General features: G+C 60.3%; 16 protein-coding genes. 3 read left to right on the forward strand and 13 right to left on the reverse strand.

Going from position 1 to position 23,549, the window contains the following annotated elements:
- Positions 1–19: 19 nt before the first annotated feature.
- From rffG to trxA, 7 genes are all read right to left on the reverse strand, one after another.
- A complete protein-coding gene (gene rffG, locus ITX55_RS21635; RefSeq protein ID WP_108680034.1) occupies positions 20–1,087 on the reverse strand; it encodes a dTDP-glucose 4,6-dehydratase in 1,068 nt (355 codons plus the stop codon).
- Entirely contained in the window at positions 1,084–2,346 is a 1,263-nt protein-coding gene (wecC, locus tag ITX55_RS21640; RefSeq protein WP_033652436.1) for a UDP-N-acetyl-D-mannosamine dehydrogenase, read from the reverse strand. The genes rffG and wecC overlap by 4 nt, the downstream gene beginning before the upstream one ends.
- Positions 2,343–3,473, reverse strand: coding sequence for a non-hydrolyzing UDP-N-acetylglucosamine 2-epimerase (gene wecB, locus ITX55_RS21645; RefSeq protein ID WP_004934198.1), 1,131 nt, complete (start codon positions 3,471–3,473; stop codon positions 2,343–2,345). Before wecB ends, wecC begins: the two co-directional genes overlap by 4 nt.
- 87 nt (positions 3,474–3,560) lie before the next feature.
- Entirely contained in the window at positions 3,561–4,616 is a 1,056-nt protein-coding gene (gene wzzE / locus ITX55_RS21650) for an ECA polysaccharide chain length modulation protein (protein ID WP_164057877.1), read from the reverse strand.
- Positions 4,617–4,643: 27 nt separating this feature from the next.
- The gene (gene wecA / locus ITX55_RS21655; RefSeq protein WP_025160399.1) at positions 4,644–5,741 is read right to left on the reverse strand and encodes a UDP-N-acetylglucosamine--undecaprenyl-phosphate N-acetylglucosaminephosphotransferase; all 1,098 of its coding nucleotides are present in this window, start codon (positions 5,739–5,741) and stop codon (positions 4,644–4,646) included.
- A gap of 296 nt (positions 5,742–6,037) precedes the next feature.
- Positions 6,038–7,297, reverse strand: a complete 1,260-nt coding sequence (gene rho, locus ITX55_RS21660; protein WP_004934188.1) for a transcription termination factor Rho — start codon at positions 7,295–7,297, stop codon at positions 6,038–6,040.
- A gap of 400 nt (positions 7,298–7,697) precedes the next feature.
- Positions 7,698–8,024, reverse strand: coding sequence for a thioredoxin TrxA (trxA, locus tag ITX55_RS21665; protein WP_004934187.1), 327 nt, complete (start codon positions 8,022–8,024; stop codon positions 7,698–7,700).
- A gap of 131 nt (positions 8,025–8,155) precedes the next feature.
- Between trxA and rhlB the strand changes: the two genes are divergently transcribed.
- Together rhlB and ppx are read left to right on the forward strand one after the other, a co-directional pair.
- Positions 8,156–9,442: an ATP-dependent RNA helicase RhlB gene (rhlB, locus tag ITX55_RS21670; protein ID WP_033645045.1), complete on the forward strand. Its 1,287-nt coding sequence runs from the start codon at positions 8,156–8,158 to the stop codon at positions 9,440–9,442.
- 5 nt (positions 9,443–9,447) lie between these two features.
- Positions 9,448–10,944 carry an exopolyphosphatase gene (gene ppx / locus ITX55_RS21675; protein WP_099782464.1) on the forward strand — a complete coding sequence of 499 codons (1,497 nt, stop codon included), beginning with the start codon at positions 9,448–9,450 and terminating at the stop codon, positions 10,942–10,944.
- A gap of 32 nt (positions 10,945–10,976) precedes the next feature.
- Here the strand turns inward: ppx and rep are convergent, their stop codons facing one another.
- Positions 10,977–13,001 carry a DNA helicase Rep gene (gene rep / locus ITX55_RS21680; protein WP_033645047.1) on the reverse strand — a complete coding sequence of 675 codons (2,025 nt, stop codon included), beginning with the start codon at positions 12,999–13,001 and terminating at the stop codon, positions 10,977–10,979.
- Between the two features lie 109 nt (positions 13,002–13,110).
- Between rep and ppiC the strand changes: the two genes are divergently transcribed.
- Positions 13,111–13,392: a peptidylprolyl isomerase PpiC gene (ppiC, locus tag ITX55_RS21685; RefSeq protein WP_004934175.1), complete on the forward strand. Its 282-nt coding sequence runs from the start codon at positions 13,111–13,113 to the stop codon at positions 13,390–13,392.
- 25 nt (positions 13,393–13,417) lie between these two features.
- Here ppiC and ITX55_RS21690 read toward each other — a convergent pair whose 3' ends face one another.
- The 5 genes from ITX55_RS21690 to bcsZ form a co-directional block, all read right to left on the reverse strand.
- Entirely contained in the window at positions 13,418–14,923 is a 1,506-nt protein-coding gene (locus ITX55_RS21690; RefSeq protein ID WP_108680033.1) for a pitrilysin family protein, read from the reverse strand.
- Positions 14,924–15,183: 260 nt separating this feature from the next.
- Positions 15,184–16,470, reverse strand: a complete 1,287-nt coding sequence (locus ITX55_RS21695; RefSeq protein ID WP_047025966.1) for a dicarboxylate/amino acid:cation symporter — start codon at positions 16,468–16,470, stop codon at positions 15,184–15,186.
- 273 nt (positions 16,471–16,743) lie between these two features.
- Positions 16,744–18,750 (reverse strand): biofilm formation regulator HmsP, encoded by a 2,007-nt coding sequence (hmsP, locus tag ITX55_RS21700; protein WP_042783438.1) that lies wholly within the window; start codon positions 18,748–18,750, stop codon positions 16,744–16,746.
- Positions 18,751–18,978: 228 nt separating this feature from the next.
- Positions 18,979–22,452: a cellulose synthase complex outer membrane protein BcsC gene (gene bcsC / locus ITX55_RS21705; protein WP_223085372.1), complete on the reverse strand. Its 3,474-nt coding sequence runs from the start codon at positions 22,450–22,452 to the stop codon at positions 18,979–18,981.
- On the reverse strand, positions 22,434–23,546 hold the full coding sequence (bcsZ, locus tag ITX55_RS21710; protein ID WP_223085377.1) for a cellulose synthase complex periplasmic endoglucanase BcsZ: 1,113 nt from the start codon (positions 23,544–23,546) through the stop codon (positions 22,434–22,436). The genes bcsC and bcsZ overlap by 19 nt, the downstream gene beginning before the upstream one ends.
- Positions 23,547–23,549: the final 3 nt, after the last annotated feature.

Genomic DNA, 23,549 nt, shown 5'->3' on the forward strand with positions numbered 1-23,549 from the left:
AGGCCGCACGGCGTGACATTCAATCGGACAGCCCCAAACGCTCGCCGGCATAAGAACCGTCTTGCACCCGGCGCCACCAGACTTCGTTATTCAGGTACCAAACCACGGTTTTGCGAATGCCACTTTCGAACGTTTCCTGCGGCTGCCATCCCAACTCACGGTCGATCTTGCCGGCGTCGATGGCGTAACGCATATCGTGGCCCGGACGATCCTTGACGTAAGTGATCAGATCGCGGTAGTACGCCACGCCCTGCGGTTTGTTCGGCGCCAGTTCTTCCAGCAGGTCACAGATGGTCTGCACCACTTCGATATTCTTGCGCTCGTTATGGCCGCCGATATTGTAAGTTTCGCCCACCACGCCTTCGGTCACCACCTGATAGAGCGCGCGCGCGTGATCCTCGACATACAGCCAGTCGCGCACCTGCGCGCCGTTGCCGTATACCGGCAGCGGTTTACCGGCGACGGCATTCAGGATAACCAGCGGGATCAGCTTCTCCGGGAAGTGATAAGGGCCGTAGTTGTTCGAACAGTTGGTGACGAGGGTCGGCAAACCATAGGTGCGCAGCCAGGCGCGCACCAGATGATCGCTCGACGCCTTGGAGGCGGAATACGGGCTGCTCGGCGCATAGGGCGTGGTTTCGGTGAACAGATCGTCAGTGCCGTGCAGATCGCCGTACACTTCGTCGGTGGAGATATGATGGAAGCGGAAAGCCTGCTTCTTCTCCGCCGCCAACGGCTGCCAGTAATGGCGCGCCGCTTCCAGCAGGGTGTAAGTGCCGACCACATTGGTCTCGATAAACGCCGCCGGGCCGTCGATAGAGCGATCGACGTGACTTTCCGCCGCCAGGTGCATCACCACGTCCGGTTGATAACGGGCAAACACCCGATCCAACCCGGCGCGATCGCAGATGTCGATCTGCTCGAAGGCATAACGATCGCTGTCGGCCACTACCGCCAGCGACTCCAGGTTACCGGCATAGGTCAGCTTATCCACTACCACCACGCTGTCGCCGGTGGCCTCGATGATATGCCGCACGACCGCAGAGCCGATAAATCCGGCGCCGCCGGTGACTAAGATACGCTTCAACGCCAAACTCCCTTGGTATCCACCACCCAGCTTTGCTTAATCTCTTCCGGCCGGATGGCCTTGAACTGCTGATGATCGACCAACATCACGATCACATCGGCCTGTTGCAACGCCTCCGCGATTGGCGTCAACGTTACATGGCCCGCCAGCGAAGTCGGCAACTGTTCGACGTTCGGTTCCACCGCCAGCGTTTCACCGACGTGCCATTCGGCGATCAGGTGGGCCACTTCCACCGCCGGGCTTTCGCGCAGATCGTCGATATTCGGCTTGAAGGCCAGACCGAAGCAGGCGATTTTCACCTCTGACGCCCGCTTGTCGGTGGCGGCCAGGCAATCGGCCACCGCCGCTTTCACCCGGTCGACCACCCACAACGGTTTGCCGTCGTTCACCAGACGTGCGGTATGGATCAAGCGCGCCTGCTGCGGGTTCTGCGCCACGATAAACCACGGATCGACGGCGATGCAGTGGCCGCCGACGCCTGGGCCAGGCTGTAGAATGTTCACCCGCGGGTGACGATTCGCCAGGCGAATCAGTTCCCAGACGTTGATCCCCTGTTCGGCGCAAATCAGCGACAGTTCGTTAGCAAAGGCGATGTTAACATCGCGGAAGCTGTTTTCCGTCAGCTTGCACATCTCGGCAGTGCGTGAGTTGGTGACCACGCATTCCCCCTCGAGGAAAATCTTGTACAGCTCGCTGGCGCGCGCGGAGCACTTCGGCGTCATGCCGCCGATCACGCGATCGTTTTGAATAAGCTCCACCATCACCTGCCCCGGCAACACGCGCTCCGGGCAATAGGCGATATTCACGTCCGCCGCTTCGCCCGCTTGTTGCGGGAAGCTGAGATCGCTGCGCGCCTGCGCCAACCATTCCGCCATCTGTTCAGTGGCGCCCACCGGCGAGGTGGACTCAAGGATCACCAGATCGCCTTTTTTCAGCACCGGCGCCAGCGATTTCGCCGCCGCCTCGACATAGGCCAGATCCGGCTCATGGTCGCCCTTGAACGGCGTAGGCACCGCGATCAGGAACGCGTCGGCCGCCAGCGGTTTGGTCACCGCCTGCAGGAAACCGCCGTCGACGGCATCCTTGACCACTTTATCCAGATCCGGTTCGACGATGTGGATAGCACCGCGATTAATGGTATCTACCGCATGTTGGTTAACATCTACGCCCACCACTTTTTTCTTGCGGGAAGCAAACGCCGCCGCCGTTGGCAAGCCGATATAACCCAGGCCGATAACCGAAATAGTGTCAAAACTCATAGTGTCACCTGATGATTCTTTAAAGCTTCGAGGATACGCTGACAGGCATGCCCGTCGCCGTATGGGTTGTGCGCCCGGCTCATCGCGTGATATTCGCTTTCGTCCGTCAACAGCCGGGTCACCGCTTCAACAATTTTGGCCACATCGGTGCCGACCAAGCGCACCGTGCCCGCATCTACCGCCTCCGGGCGCTCGGTGGTGTCGCGCATCACCAGCACCGGCTTGCCTAACGAGGGCGCCTCTTCCTGAATGCCGCCGGAGTCGGTGAGGATCATGTAAGCGTGGGTCATCAGATAGACAAACGGCAAATAATCCTGCGGCTCGATCAGCATGACGTTGTCGATGCCTTTCAAAATGCGATTCACCGGCTCGCTGACATTCGGATTAAGATGCACCGGGTACACCACCTGCACTTCCGGGTGGCTGCGGGCGATCTCTGCCAGCGCGCTGCAAATCCGCTCAAAACCGCCGCCAAAGCTTTCCCGGCGATGGCCGGTGACCAGAATCAGTTTTTTGTCGGCATCGAGGAACGGGTAACGCTGCGCCAGGCTGGCGCGCAGCGCAGCATCGCTCATCACGCGATCGCGCACCCAGAACAACGCGTCGATCACCGTATTGCCGGTCACGAAAATGCGGTTGTCCGGCAGCAGCTCGCGCAGCAGATTTTGGCGTGAGTTCTCGGTCGGCGCGAAGTGGTACATCGCCAGATGGCCGGTCAGTTTGCGGTTGGCCTCTTCCGGCCAGGGAGAATACAGATTGCCGGTACGCAGCCCGGCTTCGACATGCCCAACGGGGATGCGTTGATAGAACGCCGCCAGACTGGTCGCCAGCGTGGTGGTGGTATCGCCGTGCACCAGCACCACGTCCGGTTTGAAGTCTTCCAGCACCCCTTTCAGCCCTTCCAGGATACGACAGGTGATTTCCGTTAGCCCCTGGCCGGGTTTCATGATGTTCAGGTCGTAATCCGGCGTGATCTCGAACAACCGCAATACCTGATCCAACATCTCACGATGCTGTGCCGTTACGCAGACTCTTGCTTCAAAGGCCTCATCCTGGGCCAGTGCATGTACCAGCGGCGCCATTTTAATGGCTTCAGGTCTGGTGCCGAAAACAGTCAACACTTTCACAGCGAATCTCTTTTGGTCGGTTAATCGCAGGCCCCGCCTGCGAATGGGGCGCTCACGCGCCCTGCATCAGATTATTATATTATTTTTTTAACTACGCGGCCGACGCGCCAAGGCCACACCGGCGCCAACCAACGCGCCCATCGCGCCCCACAAAATCAGCCAGAAGACCCGGCGTGGGCTGTCGCGTTTTACCGGCTCTTCCGGCGTGCGCAAATAGCGATAGGTCTGGAACTTCTCATCCAACGTCGGGCCAACGTTCAGCGTCGCCAGCATTGCGCGGTTCTGATCGTAATCCAGATCGTAGGTCGGGCCGGAGGCCTGCAGGCCTTCCAGACGCGCCTGCAGCATTGGCCGGCCCAGCAAGAACAGATCCGAATCCGGCAACTGTTCGGCCGGAGTGTCGGTTTGCGTACGGCTGATCCCCTGGCTCTCGGCAATTTTCAACGCCTGTTGCGTGGTGTTCAGCTCGCGCTTGTAAACCGACTCCGCGACCGCTTCCTGACGCTTGACCTGTGCCTTCATCGAGGTGGTGCGAGCGGCCCACGCGCCTTGGATCTCTTCGTTCAGGTGCAGGGCTGCGCGGTGGCTGGCGAAGGCCACGTATTGGCGCAGCAGGCGGTTGGCGTCCGCGGCGGTTTCCGCCGTCAGCTTCACGCCGTCGTTCGGGACTTTTTTGTCGTCGCGCGGCGTGAACAGGATGTTATTGATCAGCTCGTCGAGCAATGCCGCATCGGCACGGGCATCCCCTTCCTGACGCTGTTTGTAGTAATCGCTCTGCAGCCAGAAATCGCGACGCGTGTCGTAAGCCGCCAGCTGCATGATGAATTCATTGTACGCTTCATCCGCGATGCTCGGCTGATCGCCGGCCGCCGCCGCTGGCAGCGTGCGCACATCCAGATTGCGCAGGAACTGCTGCTGGGAGTAATAACCGCCCAGCGCATTCACCGTCGGCCTGTCGGTGATCGCGGTGGCGCTCCACTCTTGCTTAACCAGGTAAGAAACGATCAGCGCGACCGCCGCGAACAGCACCGCAATACCGATAATCCACGGTTTGCCGCGCCACAGGGTGCAGCACAGGCCGCGGATATCGAGTTCGTTATCCACCGTCGGGGTATGCTTGTCAGACGTTGTTTCTGGATTCATCACAGCCAAAAAGCCTCTGGTCTCTGGTTAAGGTACTTGCTTGTTATCGCCCGAACGCCGCAGCCGGCGCTTGATACGCTTAATGTACCGCGCAACCCGCCAGGCGCGCTTGATGCAGTAACCGTACAGGAAGAAGGCAAGCAAGAATAATGCCAACATAACCCACTCAGGGATAAAAGTCAGGCGTTCGCCGATCACGCCCACCGCAGCCAGCAACGCGGCCGCCAGGGTGATCAGCACGAAAGCCTGCCGCGGCGTAAAGCCGGCACGCATGATCAGGTGGTGAATATGTTGACGATCGGGAGAGAAGGGGCTCATCCCCTTGCGTAAACGACGATACATGATTGCTATCATGTCCATCAGCGGAATAGCGATGATCCACAGCGCGGTCACCGGGTTGATCGAGTGCGCCTTTCCCTGTGAACTTTGCAGCAGCAGCCAAATGGCGGTAAAGCCGATCAGGGTGCTGCCGGCATCCCCCATAAACACCTTATAACGGCGGCCGAGGATGCCGAGATTGAGCAAAATATAGGGAACGATAGTGGCGATCATCGCAAAGCACCAGAACGCCAGCTCATGATGGCCGCTCAGGTACAGCAGCAGGCCCAGCGCCCCGAAGGAGACGCACGACAAACCGCCCAGCAGACCATCGATGCCGTCGACCATATTGAAAGCGTTGATCGCCGCCCATACCGCGAACAGCGTCACCAGATAGCCGAACGGCCCCAGCAGCATCTCCCAGTCACCCAGCACATGGCCGAAGCTGCGCAGATACAGACCGGCAAACACCATCATGGCGATGCCGACCAGCGCCTGCACCAGGGCGCGAATTTTAACGCTGATATCGAAACGATCGTCGAGCGCCCCCACAAACACCAGAATACCGGCGCAGGTAAGATAAAGCTTGGCGTGTGCGATGGGTTGTTCAGAGATCCAAAACGCGAAGCACAACCCGGCATAAACGGAAATACCGCCGACCAGAGGAATCAGCCCCTGATGGCGTTTGCGATAATTGGGTTTATCTACCAGACCAATACGTTTTGCCGCCTTGCGGGCAACAAAGAGAAAAGCCAAAGAAAACAGGAAAACAAATAGAATTTCAGTACTCATAGTGAGTAAGTTCACAGTTAACAGATCTCTGTAGAAGATAAGGCAGCTTACCACGGGCTAAGGCTTGTGCCATCGGCCCCCGCTACCTTTCGGTCATTTCCTATGACAACGGTGATTCATGCCTATTTTCTTCGCATCGACTGACAAAATGACAGCAGCAAAGCCGACCGGCGCGAAACCGACCGACAAACAAGATGAATTCTCAATAAGTCGAGGAAACAACTTACTTTTCCATTACTGCTACTTATCGTATCCGCCAAAAGCGAAAAACGCCACGACTAGGCGTGGCGTTCAGCGAATTTTTTAACGAATTATGAGCGTTTCATCATATCGAAGAATTCATCGTTGGTTTTAGTCATCGCCAACTTATTAATGAGGAACTCCATCGCGTCGATTTCACCCATCGGATGAATGATTTTGCGCAGGATCCACATTTTTTGCAGCTCTTCAGAGGTGGTGAGCAGCTCTTCTTTACGGGTACCGGAGCGGTTGTAATCGATAGCCGGGAATACGCGTTTCTCGGCGATTTTACGCGCCAAGTGCAATTCCATGTTGCCGGTACCTTTAAATTCTTCGTAGATCACTTCGTCCATCTTCGAACCGGTATCAACCAGCGCGGTCGCGATGATGGTCAGGCTGCCGCCCTCTTCCACGTTACGCGCCGCACCGAAGAAGCGCTTCGGACGATGCAGGGCGTTGGCGTCCACACCACCGGTCAGCACCTTGCCCGAGGCCGGCACCACGGTGTTGTAGGCGCGCGCCAGACGGGTGATGGAGTCGAGCAGAATGATCACGTCTTTCTTGTGCTCAACCAGGCGCTTGGCCTTCTCGATCACCATTTCGGCCACTTGCACGTGACGCGAAGCCGGCTCGTCGAAGGTCGATGCGATCACTTCGCCTTTCACCAGGCGCTGCATCTCGGTCACTTCTTCCGGACGTTCGTCGATCAGCAGCACCATCAGCACGCAGTCTGGGTGATTGTAGGCGATGCTCTGCGCGATGTTCTGCAGCAGCATGGTTTTACCGGCTTTCGGCGGTGCCACGATCAGGCCACGCTGGCCGCGGCCAATTGGCGCCGCCAGATCCAGTACGCGCGCCGTCAAGTCTTCGGTCGAGCCGTTGCCGCGCTCCATCCGCAGACGGGAATTGGCGTGCAGCGGCGTCAAGTTCTCGAACAGGATCTTGCTGCGGGCGTTTTCCGGCTTGTCGTAGTTGACTTCGTTGACTTTCAGCAGGGCAAAATAGCGCTCGCCTTCTTTTGGCGGACGAATCTTACCGGAAATGGTGTCACCTGTGCGGAGGTTGAAGCGGCGGATTTGGCTAGGGGATACGTAGATGTCGTCGGGACCGGCGAGGTAGGAACTGTCTCCAGAGCGGAGGAAACCGAATCCATCCTGCAATATCTCGAGCACGCCGTCGCCGAAGATATCTTCTCCGCTTTTCGCATGTTGCTTCAGAATGGAGAAGATGATGTCCTGCTTGCGCATGCGGGCAAGGTTTTCCAGCCCCATATTTTCGCCGAGAGTAATCAGCTCAGAAACCGGCGTATTCTTTAATTCGGTAAGATTCATAGTGGTGGGTTCTTAAACTCGGGGTATGTCTCGAACTTGTATCGTGAATGGTATGGCAGCGAGATGCGTGCCTGTTTACTGGACGTTCGATCACCGGGCGCAGAGCCGTCGCGGTAAGAAATGGCTTACATCGGGCGCACGCATTGACGGTTGAAGATCGAAGGTACCTTAAAAATGATTTTTGCAAAACCGTTTGATTGCCAAAACACGGGTTGAGTTCAGTTTACTTTCAACGCCGGTGGTTCGACACAGAGTATAGCTTTAGATTCAAACTCTTTAGATTTAAAACTTCGGGCAAGTTCTATATGCAGTGTGGTTAAACTTAACACGCTTCTTGGCAGGCGTCTAGCGGTGAATTGAACATCACCGCCAGGCGCCTGATACTGGGCTTCCCGCCCGATTACAGATTCGCGTTCAGGAAATCTTTGAGCTGACCTTTGGACAACGCGCCAACCTTGGTCGCGGCCACTTCACCGTTCTTGAACAGCAACAGCGTAGGGATGCCACGGATACCGTACTTAGGCGCGGTAGCCGGGTTCTGATCGATATTCAGCTTGGTGATGGTCAGTTTGCCTTCGAACTCTTCGGCAATCTCATCCAGAATCGGAGCAATCATCTTGCACGGCCCACACCATTCAGCCCAGAAATCGACCAGGATCGGCCCTTCCGCTTTCAGCACGTCAGCTTCGAAGCTGCTGTCAGTCAGGTGAATAATTTTATCGCTCATGTTCTACTCCACAGGATTATGTCTACCTTGTTGGTGTAGCATTAACCAACTCAAGGTGATTTTATTGCACCGCGTTTATTTCAACGGATGTGCTTTCGTAAAGCAATAGTTAGCTGATATTCTACCACACTATGAGCAAAACACACTTGACCGAACAGAAGTTTTCCGACTTCGCCCTGCACCCGTTAGTCCTTGAAGCCCTTGAGAAAAAAGGGTTTCACAATTGCACGCCCATCCAGGCGTTAGCATTGCCGCTCACGCTCTCCGGGCGTGACGTTGCAGGTCAGGCGCAAACCGGTACCGGAAAGACGCTGGCGTTTTTGGCGTCTACTTTTCACTATTTGCTGACCCACCCGGCGAAACAGGATCGCCAGACCAATCAGCCGCGCGCCTTGATCATGGCGCCTACGCGTGAACTGGCGGTGCAAATCCACTCCGATGCGGAAGCCCTCTCCCAGAGCACCGGCCTGAAGCTGGGCCTGGCCTACGGTGGCGACGGCTACGACAAACAGCTGAAAGTGCTGGAAAGCGGCGTGGACATTCTGATTGGCACCACCGGCCGTTTAATCGATTACACCAAGCAGAACTATGTCGATCTCGGCGCGATGCAGGTCGTCGTGCTGGATGAGGCCGATCGCATGTACGATCTCGGCTTTATCAAAGACATCCGCTGGCTGTTCCGCCGCATGCCTGCGGCCGATCAACGCCTGAACATGCTGTTCTCCGCCACGCTGTCCTATCGCGTACGCGAACTGGCCTTCGAGCAGATGAACAACGCCGAATATGTTGAAGTGGAACCGGAACAGAAAACCGGCCACCGCATTAAAGAAGAGCTGTTCTACCCGTCCAACGAAGAAAAAATGCGTCTGCTGCAGACGCTGATCGAAGAAGAGTGGCCGGATCGCGCCATCATCTTCGCCAACACCAAGCACCGCTGCGAAGACATCTGGGGCCACCTGGCCGCCGACGGTCACCGCGTCGGCCTGCTGACCGGCGACGTGGCGCAGAAAAAACGCCTGCGCATCCTCGACGACTTCACCAAGGGCAATCTGGATATCCTGGTCGCCACAGACGTCGCCGCGCGCGGTCTGCACATTCCCGCCGTCACGCACGTCTTCAACTACGATCTGCCTGACGACTGCGAAGACTACGTGCACCGCATCGGCCGTACCGGCCGAGCAGGCGCCAGCGGCCACTCCATCAGCCTGGCTTGTGAAGAGTACGCGCTCAACCTGCCGGCGATCGAGACCTATATTGATCACAGCATTCCGGTGAGCAAGTACAACAGCGATGCGCTGCTGACCGATCTGCCGGCACCGAAGCGCCTGTCGCGTCCGCGCGGCGGCAACGGCCCACGTCGCAACTCCGCGCCACGTCGCGGCGGCGCGCCGCGCAGCAACCGTAAACGCTCGAGCTGATCGCCATGCTCAGCTCCAGCACGCTTTATGCTGCCATCGATCTCGGCTCCAACAGCTTCCATATGTTGGTGGTGCGCGAGGTGGCCGGCAGCATTCAGACTCTGGCGCGGATAAAGCGCAAGGTGCGCCTGGCGGCCGGGCTGGATCAGCACAATCACCTGTCGCATGAGGCCATGCAACGCGGCTGGCAGTGCCTGCGGCTGTTCTCCGAACGCCTGCAGGACATCCCGCGCGAGCAGATCCGCGTCGTCGCCACCGCCACCTTGCGCCTGGCGTCCAACGCCGATGAGTTCCTGCAGGCCGCCGAGCAAATCCTCGGCTGCCCGGTGCAGGTCATCAGCGGCGAAGAAGAAGCGCGGCTGATTTATCATGGCGTCGCGCACACCACCGGCGGGCCGGATCGGCGGCTGGTCGTCGATATCGGCGGCGGCAGCACCGAACTGGTCACCGGCACCGGCGCACAGGCATCGCAGCTGTACAGCCTGTCGATGGGCTGCGTCACCTGGCTGGAGCGCTACTTCAGCGATCGCAACCTCGGGCAAGAAAACTTCGAGCGCGCCGAACAGGCCGCGCGCGAAATGGTGCGGCCGATCGCGCCGCAGCTGCGCCAGCACGGTTGGCAAATCTGCGTCGGCGCTTCCGGCACCGTACAAGCGCTGCAGGAAATCATGGTGGCGCAAGGCATGGATGAACGCATCACCCTGCCCAAGCTGCGCCAGTTGAAACAGCGGGCCATTCAGTGCGGCAAGCTGGAAGAGTTGGAGATCGAAGGGTTGACGCTGGAACGCGCGCTGGTCTTCCCGAGCGGCCTGTCCATTCTGCTGGCCATCTTCCAGGAGCTGGGCATCGAAAGCATGATGCTGGCCGGCGGGGCGCTGCGTGAAGGCCTGGTTTACGGCATGCTGCATCTGCCGGTGGAGCAGGATATTCGCATCCGCACCATCCGCAACCTGCAGCGTCGCTACCTGATCGACACCGAGCAGGCCGAGCGCGTCAGCCAGCTCGCCGCCAACTTCTCGCAGCAGGTCGCCAACGAGTGGCAGTTGGATGCGCGATGTCGCGAGCTGTTGCACAGCGCCAGCCTGATCCACGAACTCGGCCTCAGCGTCGATTTCAAGCAGGCGCCGCAACACGCCGCCTACCTGATCCGCCACCTGGACTTACCCGGCTTTACCCCCGCGCAGAAAAAACTGCTGGCCACCCTGCTGCAAAACCAGAGCAACACCCTCGACCTGTCGCTGTTGAACCAGCAAAACGCCCTGCCGCCGCGCACCGCGCAGCGTCTGTGCCGCATTTTGCGCCTGGCGATCATCTTCGCCAGCCGCCGCCGCGACGACACGCTGCCGGCGGTGCGTTTACGCGCCAATCAGGACGATGAACTGACGGTGATCTTGCCGCCGGGTTGGCTGGAGCAGCATCCGCTGCGCGCCGAGGCGCTGGAGCAGGAAAGCCACTGGCAGAGCTACGTCCACTGGACGCTGCGGTTGGAAGAACAACGTTGAAATAGCAAGGGCGCGATGAGCGCCCTTTCTTTTTAATTCCCACCTTTGGCCTTGGCCAGCTGGGCGCGGATATTGGCCAGATGGCTCTGCCCCTTCTGCATCCGCTCCTGGGGGCTCACCACTTTGCGCTCGGTTTCCCACGCCAAATCGTCCTGCGGCAGCTCCAGCAGGAATCGGCTCGGCTCCGGCCGCACCAACTCACCGTACTGACGGCGTTCGCGGCACAGGGTGAAGATCAGCTCTTTTTGCGCGCGAGTGATCCCTACATAGGCCAGACGCCGCTCTTCATCGACATTGTCTTCGTCGATGCTGCTCTGGTGCGGCAGCAGCCCCTCTTCCATACCCACCAGGAACACGTAGGGGAACTCCAACCCTTTGGAAGCGTGCAGCGTCATCAGCTGCACCTGATCCAGCTCCTCTTCGCTTTCACCGCGCTCCATCATGTCGCGCAGGGTGAAGCGCGTCACGACCTGGGTCAGCGTCATCGGCTCGTCCAAATCGTTGCCTTCCAGCATCTCCGTCATCCAACCGAACAGCGTATTGACGTTTTTCATCCGCATTTCGGCGGCTTTCGGGCTGGTCGAGGTTTCAAACAGCCAGCTCTCATAATCCACGCCGCGGATCAGATCGCGCACCGCCGCCACCGGCTCACGCTCCGCCTGTTGGGCGATGCCGCCCAGCCAGTGGGTGAAGCGTTGGAGCGATTCCAGCCCGCGCCCGGTCAAATGCTGGCTCAGCCCCAGATCGAAGCTGGCATGGAACAAACTCTTGTTGCGCTGGTTGGCCCATTCGCCGAGCTTCTGCAGCGTCGCCGGGCCGATCTCGCGCTTGGGGGTATTGACGATGCGCAGGAAGGCGCTGTCGTCGTCCGGGTTGGTCAGCACGCGCAGGTAGGCCAGCAGATCCTTGATCTCGGGGCGAGAGAAGAACGACGTGCCGCCGGAAATCTTGTACGGAATGCGGTTCTGCATCAGCATCTTTTCAAACACCCGTGACTGGTGGTTGCCACGGTAGAGAATCGCATAGTCGCCGTAGTTGGTCTTTTTCACGAAGTGGTGGGCGATCAGTTCCCCCACCACGCGTTCGGCTTCGTGATCCTCGTTGTTGGCGGTCACCACCTTCAGCTCTTCGCCATACCCCAGCTCGGAAAACAGCCTTTTTTCAAACACGTGCGGGTTATTGGCGATCAGGATATTGGCCGCCTTCAAAATGCGCTCGCTGGAACGGTAGTTTTGCTCCAGCTTGATCACCTGCAGCGCCGGGAAATCTTCCTTCAGCAGCACCAGATTCTGCGGCCGCGCGCCGCGCCAGGAGTAAATCGACTGGTCGTCGTCGCCCACCACGGTAAAGCGCGCGCGATGGCCCACCAACAGCTTCACCAGCTCGTATTGGCTGGTGTTGGTATCCTGATACTCATCCACCAGCAGATAGCGGATGCGCTGCTGCCAGCGTTCACGCACCTCTTCGTTGCGTTGCAGCAGCAGCGTCGGCAACAGGATCAAATCGTCGAAGTCCAGTACGTTGCACGCCCGCATATGGGCGTGGTAAAGACCGTAGCAATGGGCGAACAGCTTGTCGCGCTCCGAGCGCGCCAACTCTGCCGCCCGCTGGGGATCGATCAGGTCGTTTTTCCAGTTGGAGATGGTCGAAATCAGCTGCGCCACCAGCGTCTTATCGCTTTCCAACCACTTTTCGGTCAGCTCTTTCAGCAATGCCAGCTGATCCTGGTCGTCGAACAGCGAGAAGTTGGACTTCATGCCCAGCGCCACATATTCCCGCTTGATGATTTCCAGCCCCAGAGTGTGGAAGGTGGAAATCATCAGCCCGCGCGCCTCTTTGCGTCCCAGGGTTTGCGACACGCGCTCTTTCATCTCGCGCGCGGCTTTGTTGGTAAAAGTCACGGCGGCGATGTGCCGCGCCTGATAGCCGCAGTGGTGGATCAGGTGGGCTATCTTGTTGGTGATAACGCGCGTCTTGCCGGAACCGGCACCGGCCAACACCAGGCAGGGCCCGGTAACGAATTCGACGGCTTGTTGTTGGCTGGGGTTTAATCGCATGGCGCTGACTTGCTCGACTGTAAAACGTGGAAGGGAATTGTAGCAGAAAGCGCCGATGAGATTTAGCGGGTATAATCAGCGCAATTTTCGCATCGACAAAGGCAATACCATGGCAAAAACGGCGTGCGCCCTGCACATTCTGGTAGACAATGAAAAGCTGGCCAACGAGCTGCTGGCCAAGCTTAAGCGCGGCGTCAGCTTCGACACGCTGGCGCGCAAATACTCGAGCTGCCCGTCAAAACGCAACGGCGGCTCGCTGGGCGAATTCAACAAAGGCGCAATGGTGCCTGCGTTCGATAAAGCGGTGTTCAGCATCCCGCTGCTCAAACCTTACGGCCCGGTCAAAACCCAGTTCGGTTACCATATCATCAAGGTGCTGTACCGCAACTGAGGGGGCCTGAGCCCCCTGCCACGAATTACTGCGCGCCAGCGGCGTCCGTCGCCGGCGAAGCGACTGCGGTGTCCGCCGGTTTGGCTTCTTCCGTCACCACCGCCGGCGGCGGCATCATGATGCCGTTATAGGTATCCTGCAGCTGCTTCATGCTCATTTCCGGCTCGCCCTTCGGCTGCATCAGCACCAGCGTCGCGTCCTGAGACAACTGCAGCTTCAGCGCCTGATTCAGCGTCTCCAGCGTCAGGCTGGACAGGAACTCCTGGCGCAACTTCTGGTACAGCTCCGGCGCGATATCCACCACCCCGCTCTGCTGCGACCGCAGACGCTGGCTCATCAGCACGTCGGTGTCGGTACGGGCGTAGGTCGCGAACAGCTTGCTCAGCTGATCGTTTTTCTGCGCCAGCAGCGCATCGAATTCCTCTTTCGACAGGCCGTTGTCACGCACGTTGGCCAGTTCGCGGGCAATGAAGCCCAGGCTGCCGTTCAGATTGTTGTTCGGCGTATCCAGGTGGATGGCGCACTGCCCGCGCTGGTACTGCACGCGGCAGTCAAAGCCCAAATGCAGGTTTTTCTGGTCGCTTTTTTCCAGCGTCTGCTGGAGGTGCCAGAACAACGCCTCGCGGGCGAGATCGCCACGCCAGTAGCGCAGCAGGCTTTGCGAATCGCGAATCGGGTGCCACGGCGAATCCCACATGATCGACAGCGTATCCTGCTTCACCTGCTCGCTGATCAGGCTCACCGGCTGCGGCGGCAGCGGCGTCAGGGTCGGCATCGGAGCCGGGGTTTCACGTTTGCCCTGCAGCGGCGAGAAAGCCTTGTTGATCTGCTCGCCCAGGCTGCGGCTGTCAACCTTGCCGACCACGAACAGCGTCATGGCGTCCGGTGTGTACCACTGCTGATAGAATTTCTTCAACTGCTCAAGGTTGACAGGCCGTTTCGCCGGCTGCGCCGGATCGTGCGCCAGCAGCGTCGAGCCTTTCAGGCGGTAACGCCACCAGGCGTCTTTGGTATTGGGTGGGAAAGTGCCGACCGGATTGATGCTGGAATTCATCACCGCGTGCACCGTGTGCTCGTCGATCGCCAGTTTGCCGGTCGTGTCCGCCAGCCAGGCCAGCGCTTCTTTCAGCAGATCGGGCCGGTTGTTCGGCAAGCTGAGGTTATACATGGTGAAATCGTACGAGATGATAGCCGGCGGCAGCGGCCGCTCGTTATCTACGCTCTGCTGCCACAGCGCCCGCAGCTGCGGCGCCGTGAAGCTTTCGCTGCGCGTCAACGCCAGCCGCGGCAGCAGGTGGGCAAAGCCGGTCTGCTGCGAAGACTCCACCAAAGAGCCGGTATTGACGATCAGCCGCAGTTCCACGCGGTCGCTCGGCCGCTGCGGCGTATCGAGAATCTGCCATGAAAACCCGTTGGCCAGCGCCCCCTGCTGCCAGGCAGGATCGGGTTGTAGTGCTTCAGCCTGCACGCTGCCACTGGCTGCCGCCAGTAGCAGCCCACCAACTATAAGATGAATTCTGGTGCCCTGCATGTGAACCCCTACTTAATGACTATCCAATTTCTTATGCAAATGCGTGTATTCCATTCAATGGAATCATAAAAATACGCCCTGAGTTTCACGGTGGGGCGGAAAGCAGAAAGTGTACCATCGTGTTAGACCGCGCGCCTTTGCGGATGTCACTCATTAGAGTGAAAAATAATAGATTGCGGGGTTTTTAATGCAAAAAATCGTTACGAGGCAGGGGAAGAAGCTCACCGGCCGCGGATGCGACCGGTGATTTACCGCCAAAATCAGGCGGAAGGCAGCGTTTTGTCCGCGCCGGCGTTTTTGTTGTTCAGGGTGTCTTTCAGCTGCTTCTCATCCAGCTGATTACACCATTTGGCCACGACCACGGTCGCCACGCCATTGCCCACCAGGTTGGTCAGCGCGCGGGCTTCCGACATAAAGCGGTCGATGCCGAGGATCAGCGCCAGGCCGGCCAGCGGCAGGTGGCCTACGGCGGAGATGGTGGCGGCCAACACGATAAAGCCGCTGCCGGTCACGCCCGCCGCCCCTTTGGAGGAGAGCAGCAACACCACCAGCAGGGTAATCTGATGCATGATATCCATGTGGGTGTTGGTCGCCTGCGCGATAAACACCGCGGCCATGGTCAGATAGATAGAGGTGCCGTCCAGGTTGAAGGAGTATCCGGTCGGGATCACCAGGCCCACCACCGATTTCTTGCAGCCCAACTTCTCCATTTTATCCAGCATGCGCGGCAGCGCGGATTCAGACGACGAGGTCCCCAGCACGATCAGCAGCTCTTCTTTGATGTAGTTGACAAATTTGAAGATGCTGAAGCCGTTGGCGCGGGCGATGCTGCCCAACACCACCACCACGAACAGAATGCAGGTGATATAGAAACACACGATCAGCTGGCCGAGTTGCACCAGCGTGCCGACGCCGTATTTACCGATGGTAAACGCCATGGCGCCGAAGGCCCCCAGCGGCGCCAGGCGCATGATCATGTTGATGATGCCGAAAATCACCCGCGAGAAGCTGTCGATCACGTTGTAGATCAGCTGCCCTTTGTCGCCCAGACGATGCAGGGCGAAGCCGAACAGCACCGCGAACAGCAGCACCTGAAGAATGTTGCCGCTGGCGAACGCGCCGATCACGCTGCCGGGGATGATGTCCAGCAGGAACGGAATGATGCCCTGCTGCTGCGCTTGCTCGGCGTAGATCGCCACCGCTTTGGCGTCCAGCGTACCGGGATCGACGTTCATGCCGGCGCCCGGTTGCACTAGGTTGACGATCACCAGGCCGATAATCAGCGCGAGGGTGCTGACGATTTCAAAATACAGCAGCGCGATGGCGCCGGTGCGCCCCACCGCCTTCATGCTTTCCATGCCGGCGATGCCGGTCACCACGGTGCAGAAAATCACCGGGGCGATAATCATCTTGATCAGTTTGACGAAGCCATCGCCCAAGGGTTTCATCTGGGCGCCGAGGTCAGGGTAGAAGTGGCCAAGCAGGATACCCAGCGTGATCGCCGTCAGCACCTGAAAATAGAGGCTCTTAAAAATTGTTGTTTTCATATGAACATCCTATGGGGGGAAGACACGCACCAGGCGGCAGTCTAAAAATCCAGCCTGTTCATTGCTTGCGCGGAAAATAACACCCACTTAACAACATGGAAATAATTTGTTGCACCCACCCCTCAGGGTTGATGTGAATTTAAGAGCTGAAACGCGTCAGTCCGGGTGCAAAGCTGAAAATTGCGTAAGCCTTTGTTTGCACTAACGCAAAAGAGGTATGAGGGGAATAGCGATTTTCGGACGGGGAAAAGTACCGGAAAGGTAACGCGGCGCTCACGGCGCCGCGCGGCAAAACTCGGTTTCGAACGCTTCACGCGGCAGCGGCCGAGCGAACAGGAACCCTTGCCCGCTGCGAATGCCGTGCTTCAGCAGCCAGTCGCGCTGCTCGGCGTTTTCCACGCCTTCGGCCATCACCGGCAACGCCAGCACTTCAGAGATTGAACTGACGATGCGCACCATCGCATCGTCGGCCGGCAGCCCCTGAATGAAACTGCGGTCGATTTTAATCAAATCGATCGGCAGGGATTTCAACCGGTTCAGGTACTCCAGGCTGGAGTAGCCCATGCCGAAGTCGTCCAGCGCGATCGACAGCCCCAGATCGTGCAGCTCGCGCAGCAGCGCCAGCGCGCGGTCGAGATCGTCGATGCGTACCGTCTCGGTGATCTCCAGCAGCAGCTTGCGCGGATCGATCCGATACTGCGCCAGCAGATTTTTCAGATGCGGAACAAACGCCTCGTCCTGCATCTGAATGCCGGAAACGTTGACCGCCAGCGGCAGCGCAATGCCGCGCTGCTGCCAGTCCGCCAGGATACGGCAGGACTCTTCCAGCACCCAGTTGCCGAGCGGCACAATCACGCCCAGCTCTTCCGCGAGCGGAATGACGTCGGCCGGCAGGGTATAGCTGCCGTCGTACTGCTGCCAGCGCAGCAACGCTTCTGCGCCAATCACCTCGTTGGACTGCATGTCGATCTGTGGCTGCAGGAACAGCGTGAAATGCCGCTGCTCAATGCCGTGCAGGATCTCGCTCTCCTGCGTCAATCGCTTCTGCGTGCGCTCCGTCAGGCTGGGTTCGAAGAACAGGATCTGATTTTTCCCTTCGCGATGCGCGGACATCATCGCCGAGGTGGCGCTACGCAGCAGCTGTTCCGCGCTCTCCCCCTGATTGAGGTAGTGGGCGATGCCGATGCTGGCGTTGGGCCGCAGCGCCAGGCCTTCCAGCGTCAACGGCGCGTTGATCTCCGCCATGATGCGCCGCGCCAGCTGCATGGCGTGGAACGGCCGCTCGATGCCCTTGGCCAGGATGGCGAATTCGGTATTGCTCAGCTGTGCCAGCACGCCGTTTTCGTCGATGCAGCCGCGCAGCTTCTTCGCCAGCGCCAACAGCAATGCCTCGCGCATCGCCGGGCTCATCACGCCCGACGCTTCATGCAGCGTCTCGATGCCGATCACCAGCAGGTTAAAACGCTCGGGGCGCAGGCTTGAGGCGATATGCTGTTCCAGCAACGCGTTCAGCAAGGCCGGGTTGGGCAGTTCAGTCACCGGGTGGCGGGTGCTCAGGCGGCTCATGTCGGCATGCGCCTTGGCCAGCGTCTGTTGATTGCGGTTGTAGTTGCGCACCAGCAGGCCGAGCTCGTCGTCCTGGTGCAGCGCCGGCAGCATCAGCTGGTGATAAGGCGCTTCGTCCTGCGAGATGTTTTCCAGCTCTTTGGCCATCGCGCGCAGCGGATGCACCATCAGCCGGTTCATGCACCAGGTGATGGACACCGACAGGATCAGCGCCAGCAGCAGGTAGGTCGACAGCATGGTCGACAAAATGCTGAGGATAAACTGGTACATGCGGAACGAATCGGCCTGCAGCACCAGGTAGGCCAGCGGCTGCTGGTTGGCCGGCACCCGTTCCAGCGAATAGAGCGGCACGGAAATTTGGATAGGCAGCTCAAACAGCCGGGCGATCAGCGTCGGCACCGGCCGCTCCGGCGGGAAATTGGCGTGCAGCGCCTGAAACTCGTTCGGCAAGACGATATCCGCCCGGCTCAGAATGCCGACCGGCAACAGCGTATTCAGCACCTTTTTGGCTTCCGGCACGTCCATGCGCAGCACCGCTTCCGCCAGCGGCTGGCGTACGGAGTGAGCGATATTCTCCAGTTGCTGGGCGTAGTCATCCCTGCGCTGCTGCACAAAATGGAACAACTGAATCACGATAAAGATACAGATCGTGACCAGCGCCACGCCGGACACTGTCGCCATCTGCTTAATCGTTAACGAACGCCTGACCCGCAAACCTGCTCTCCGTAAAATCGGGCTGAAACAAAAAGGGGGCTGACTCTCACCCGCCCCCTCGAACCGGGCTGAGTATACTCGATCATCGGCTGTTTTTATCTGGCTATGCCGCAGGCATAACCAAGAAAATCGCGGGTTTCAGTCTTTTCCTAGAGCGAACAAACACGACCCGGACACAGGGTAACAAAACTCCCCGGTGTCCGACACTCCGAATCTCTCTCCTCCCGGTTACTTGAAGTCGGCATAAGGCGTCAGCGGCTGCGGCGGCAAATCGAGGTCCCCCTGCCAGCCGGCCAGGGAATAACGCAGATAAATCAACGCGTGGCTCGGCGTATAGTTCTTCGCCTGCTGAATATCGATGCCGGCGCCGAGCGTCCAGTGCGAACTGAGACGGCGTTCGACGATCGCCCGCAGGGTATAACCGACGCCGCTTGAGGCGCTGCCGTCCTCGACGGCGAACTTATCGGGCAGTGAATCCGGGATCAGGCCTTGCAGCGGATAACGGCGCTGGCTGTCGGTTTTCGAATGCGACAGCGAAACCGAACCGCCCAGCTCCCACGACCAGTTCTCGGTGCGCTGACGATAGTTGACCGGCAGCGACAGCGACAGATATTGCTGCGGGCTGTAATAGCCGCCCTGTCCCAGCGAATAGCCGCTCAAGTCTTTCTGGTAGTGCCACAGCATGGTATTGAGCCCAACGCTCAGGCGGCGATTGTCTTCGTTGATCACCTTGTAGTAATAGCCAGCCATCAACCGCTGCCGCTGGTTGTCCGCCACGTTCTTGCCGGTGAGCTGGTGCGCGCTGAGATCGGCCCACACGCCGTTCGCCTCGCCGCGATCGTAGCTGGCGCTCAGGCTGACGCCGGTGGCGCGCACGCCGCCCCAGGTAGTGCCGGTATTCGGATCCTTGGCGCCGCCAAACGCCAGCAACGAGCTGGAGATCGGCCGCCGCGAGGCCGCCAGCGTCCAGCCGATGTGGTTCCAGTCGCCGCTGTAGGCCAGGCCGCCGCTCCAGTCGACCACCTCGAAGCCCATCGGCGTCGTGCCGATATCGGCGGCCCAGCGATCGTTTTTCCAACCGGCCGCCACGCTGGTGCCGGTGGTTTTCTGGTGTTCATCGCCGCGGCACCCTTGCGTGTGGCAGGTGCCGAAGGTTTCGTAGTATTTGCCGCTGCCGTCGGTCGAGAAGCGGCCGGCATCCAGCTGCACGGTGTCGGTGCGCAAGAAGGCGCGCCCGTCATACAGCGGCATATCCACCTGCAGCATGGTGTCGTGCGCGTTGAAGTCGGAAATGCCGCCGGTGCCGCTCGAGCGCCAGTAATCGTGATCGAGCGTGACGTTCACGTCCTGCTGCCGATACAAATCAGCGGCATCGGAGCGGATGCCGCGCTTCAGCCAGTCGTCGCCCGGATTATTGCGCGTCAAATAGGTGTAGCGGTCATTGTCCTGCGGCAGCGTCGGCGTGATGCCGCCGGCCACCATCGCCTGGCGGTAATCCTGCTGCGCCCGCTCCGGCTGTTGCTGAGCCCGCTCCAGGCGGGCGGCGTCGCGGTAGATCAGCGCTTTGGTCTGCCCGACGGGTTCTGAAGCCGCCGCCGTTTTCAGCCGGCCGAAGAGCGCCTCGGCCTGCTGCGCATCGCCCACCGCGCCCCAGGCATTGGCGACCCGCCGTTGGCTGTTGAGCGAAGCGTCTTGCGGCTGCGGTTCGGTTTTCAGCCGCTGGCGCGCCGCGTCCAGATCCCCCTGCGCCACATAGGCTTCGATCTCGCCCAGCTGCGCATCCGGATTGTTCGGTTCACGGCGTTTCACCCGCTGATAGTCGTCCAGCGCCGCCGCATACTCCCCGCGCGCCAGCGCCCAGTCGGCGAGCAGCAAATCGATGCGCGTGTCCGCCGGCTGCCGGCGCAGATAGGCTTCCGCCGCCGGTTCGTCACCGGCCGCCCGCAGCCCTTCGGCATGTGCGATCGTCGCCTGCATTTTCAGCCGCTGCGCCAGTTCGCGCATATTGTCGTTCCACTGCGCCGCCGGCAGCGTATTGAGCTGCGCCAGCGCCTGACGGTCGCGATCGCTGCCGGAAAGATAGAGCGCATAGGCGTAGGTCAGCTGCGGATTGGCGTGCTGGCGCTGCGCCAGCTGCCGGAATAAGGCGTCCGCCTGTTGCGGCTGCCCGGCCTGACGCAGCGCCTGGGCATAGCGATAGGTCAGCCAGACATCGTCGGGCGCCATCGGCTGGGCGCGCCGATAGATTTCCGCCGCCTGCTGCCACTGTTGCTGCTGCGCCAGCGTCTCCGCCTGCTGTTTCAGCCTGTCGAGCCGCAGCCCATCGAGAGTGCTGCGCAGCTTGGCCTGCTGGCTGCGCGGCAGGCCGTCAAGGTAGGCCAGCGCTTTTTCCGGCGACTGGCGCTGATAGATATTCACCAGGCCGCGCAGCGCGCTGCCGTTGCCGGGATCGCGCCGCAGCGCCTGTTGATAAAACCCTTCCGCCGCGGCGTCATCCTTGCTCGCCACCGCCACATCGCCCAGGCCGAGAAACGCGTCGCCGTTGCTGTCGTCGAGCTGGCGCGCCTGCTGATATTTCTGCCGTGCCAGCGCGAGATTGCCGGCCTTGAGCGCTTTGTCGCCCTCGTCGATCGCCAGCCAGTAGCCGGTGCTCTTGATCAGGCTCTGCCATTTGCCGCTGCCGTAGCCATTCTTGTCGGCCGCCAGCGCCTGGCGAAACAGCTTCAGCGCCTGCGGGCGGTCACCGGCGCGTGAATAGGCCTGGCCGAGCGCGCCCAGTACCTCGGCGTCGTTCGGCGTCGCCGCCAACGCCTTTTGCAACTCAGGAATGGCCGCCCGGCTGCCGCCTTTATCCACCTGCGCCAGGCCGCGCACCCGCGCCTGATAAGCCGGATCGGCCAACAGTTTCTGCTGTCTGGCCAGCTCTTCACGGGCGCTGGTCGCCTGATCGCCGGTGTCGAACACGCCGAGGAAACGGTTGAGCGCCGCTACGCTCTGCGCGCTGACCGGCATCGCTTTGACCTTGTCCAGCCACAGATCGGCGGCATCGCCGCGCCCGGCCGGATCGGCGGCGATCTTCTGCAGCAGTTCATAGGCCTGCGCGTCCTGATTCTGGCTGAACAGCATGCGCGCCAGCGACATGCGCAGCGCCGCGTTGCCGGAATATTGCTGATCCAGCGCCTGCAGCTGCTTTAACGCCTTCGCCTCCTGTCCCGGCAAGCGCGCCACCAGCCGCCAGTATTCCACCGCCAGATCGAGCGTCGGCGGCTCGCCGTGGAACAGCGCATCGTACTGCGCCTTGGCCTCCGGCAACCGGCCGGCGGTCGCCATCAGGCGCGCCTGCTGCAGCTTTTGCCGGGTTTCCGGCTGGGTCAGCAGCATGTTCATTTGCGCCTGGCGATAAGCGCTGGACTGCGGCGCGAGCGTTTTCAGCTTGTCCAACTGCTGCTGCGCCAGCGCCATGTTGCCCTGCCGCAGCGCCAAACGCATGCGCGCGGCGATCACGTCCGGGTTGTTCGGATCCATCAGTTCGAGCCGGTACAGCGATTGGCGCACCAGATCGTCCTTGTTGCCGGCCTCGCCAATGCGCACCTGCTCCAGCAGCCACTGCTCCGGCGCCACGGCCTCCGCAGCGCGCGCCTGCGGCAGCATCGCCAGACTCAGCGGAATCAAATTCAGCCAGTTTATTTTGAAGTTGTGCATTGGCCGTCCCACGAGGGTTGCAGTTCACCCTGACGATTAAAGCGATAACGTTGTTGATCCCACCCCTGGCCGAACAGCGTCAGCGAGGCGCTGAAATAGGCGTCGTCACCCGGCGGGTGTTCGCCGATCCGTTGCCGCTGGGCCGCCAGCGCGTCGGCCTGCGCCGCCAACATCGGCAACATCGCGGCGGAAAAGCCGACCGGGCCGTCGCCGGTGGTTTTGCCGCTGGCGGTATCGGTTTTCTCCGGCGGCACGCCCTGGCTGGCGGTGAGCTGCGCCATCGGCTGGAAGCGTTTGAGCAGCGCCGCCTTGTGTTCATCGTCGTCCGCCAGCATGCCGGCCCACAGATAGACCCGAATGGCGTCGTAGCTGCCGACGTTCGGCTTGACGGTGTCCGGCTGCCAGCCGGCGCCGACCCGCCATACCACCCAGTCCGGCGAGAAGCCGTGCGGCGCGGTCTCCAACCACAGCCGCTGATTGATCTCGCGCATCGCGCGCCACGGGCCGTTCAGCGCCGCAAAACGCGTCAACAGCTGCGGCGGCAGGTAGCTGGGGTTCAGCCGCCAGCGATCTTCCGCCACGAACCCGACTTTGCCCGGCAGCAGCATCAGCCCCAGGCCGGGGATGTCGGCCACTTCCTCGCGGCCGATGCGCTGCAACAGCAGCGTCCCCAGGGTTTGATAACGCCGGCTTTTCCACAGGCGGCCGGCTTCGAGCAGGTTATAAGCGATCCACAGATCGGCGTCCGACGCCGAGTTGGCGTCCAGCACCTTCCACTGCTTGTCGTCGCCCTCGCCCCACAGCCAGGCGGGTAAACGGGCGCTGAGATCGCCCGCCGCCAGGTTGTTCTCCGTCCAGGTCAACAGCTGGTCGAAGGTCGGCCGGTCATTGGCCACCAGGGCGAAGAACAGGCCGTAACTCTGCCCCTCCGACGTGGTGATTTTGTTCGGGCTGCTCGGATCGATCACCCGCCCCTGCGGGCTGATGTAGAACTGCTTGTACTGTTGCCAACCCGGCCATTCGCAGGCCGCCGTCACGCTGAAAGCGCACAGCAGCAGCATGCCGAGCGACAGGCGTTGCAGCATCGCGTTCACCGC

The organism is Serratia sp. EWG9 (assembly GCF_019913725.1).
Taxonomy (GTDB): domain Bacteria; phylum Pseudomonadota; class Gammaproteobacteria; order Enterobacterales; family Enterobacteriaceae; genus Serratia; species Serratia ureilytica.

Excerpts from the sequence above, each read along its gene's own strand:
- wecC (WP_033652436.1), bottom strand. The coding sequence starts at position 2,346 with ATGAGTTTTGACACTATTTCGGTTATCGGCCTGGGTTATATCGGCTTG.
- wzzE (WP_164057877.1), bottom strand. The coding sequence starts at position 4,616 with ATGAATCCAGAAACAACGTCTGACAAGCATACCCCGACGGTGGATAAC.
- rho (WP_004934188.1), bottom strand. The coding sequence starts at position 7,297 with ATGAATCTTACCGAATTAAAGAATACGCCGGTTTCTGAGCTGATTACT.
- trxA (WP_004934187.1), bottom strand. The coding sequence starts at position 8,024 with ATGAGCGATAAAATTATTCACCTGACTGACAGCAGCTTCGAAGCTGAC.
- rhlB (WP_033645045.1), top strand. The coding sequence starts at position 8,156 with ATGAGCAAAACACACTTGACCGAACAGAAGTTTTCCGACTTCGCCCTG.
- ppx (WP_099782464.1), top strand. The coding sequence starts at position 9,448 with ATGCTCAGCTCCAGCACGCTTTATGCTGCCATCGATCTCGGCTCCAAC.
- rep (WP_033645047.1), bottom strand. The coding sequence starts at position 13,001 with ATGCGATTAAACCCCAGCCAACAACAAGCCGTCGAATTCGTTACCGGG.
- ppiC (WP_004934175.1), top strand. The coding sequence starts at position 13,111 with ATGGCAAAAACGGCGTGCGCCCTGCACATTCTGGTAGACAATGAAAAG.
- ITX55_RS21690 (WP_108680033.1), bottom strand. The coding sequence starts at position 14,923 with ATGCAGGGCACCAGAATTCATCTTATAGTTGGTGGGCTGCTACTGGCG.
- ITX55_RS21695 (WP_047025966.1), bottom strand. The coding sequence starts at position 16,470 with ATGAAAACAACAATTTTTAAGAGCCTCTATTTTCAGGTGCTGACGGCG.
- bcsC (WP_223085372.1), bottom strand. The coding sequence starts at position 22,452 with ATGCACAACTTCAAAATAAACTGGCTGAATTTGATTCCGCTGAGTCTG.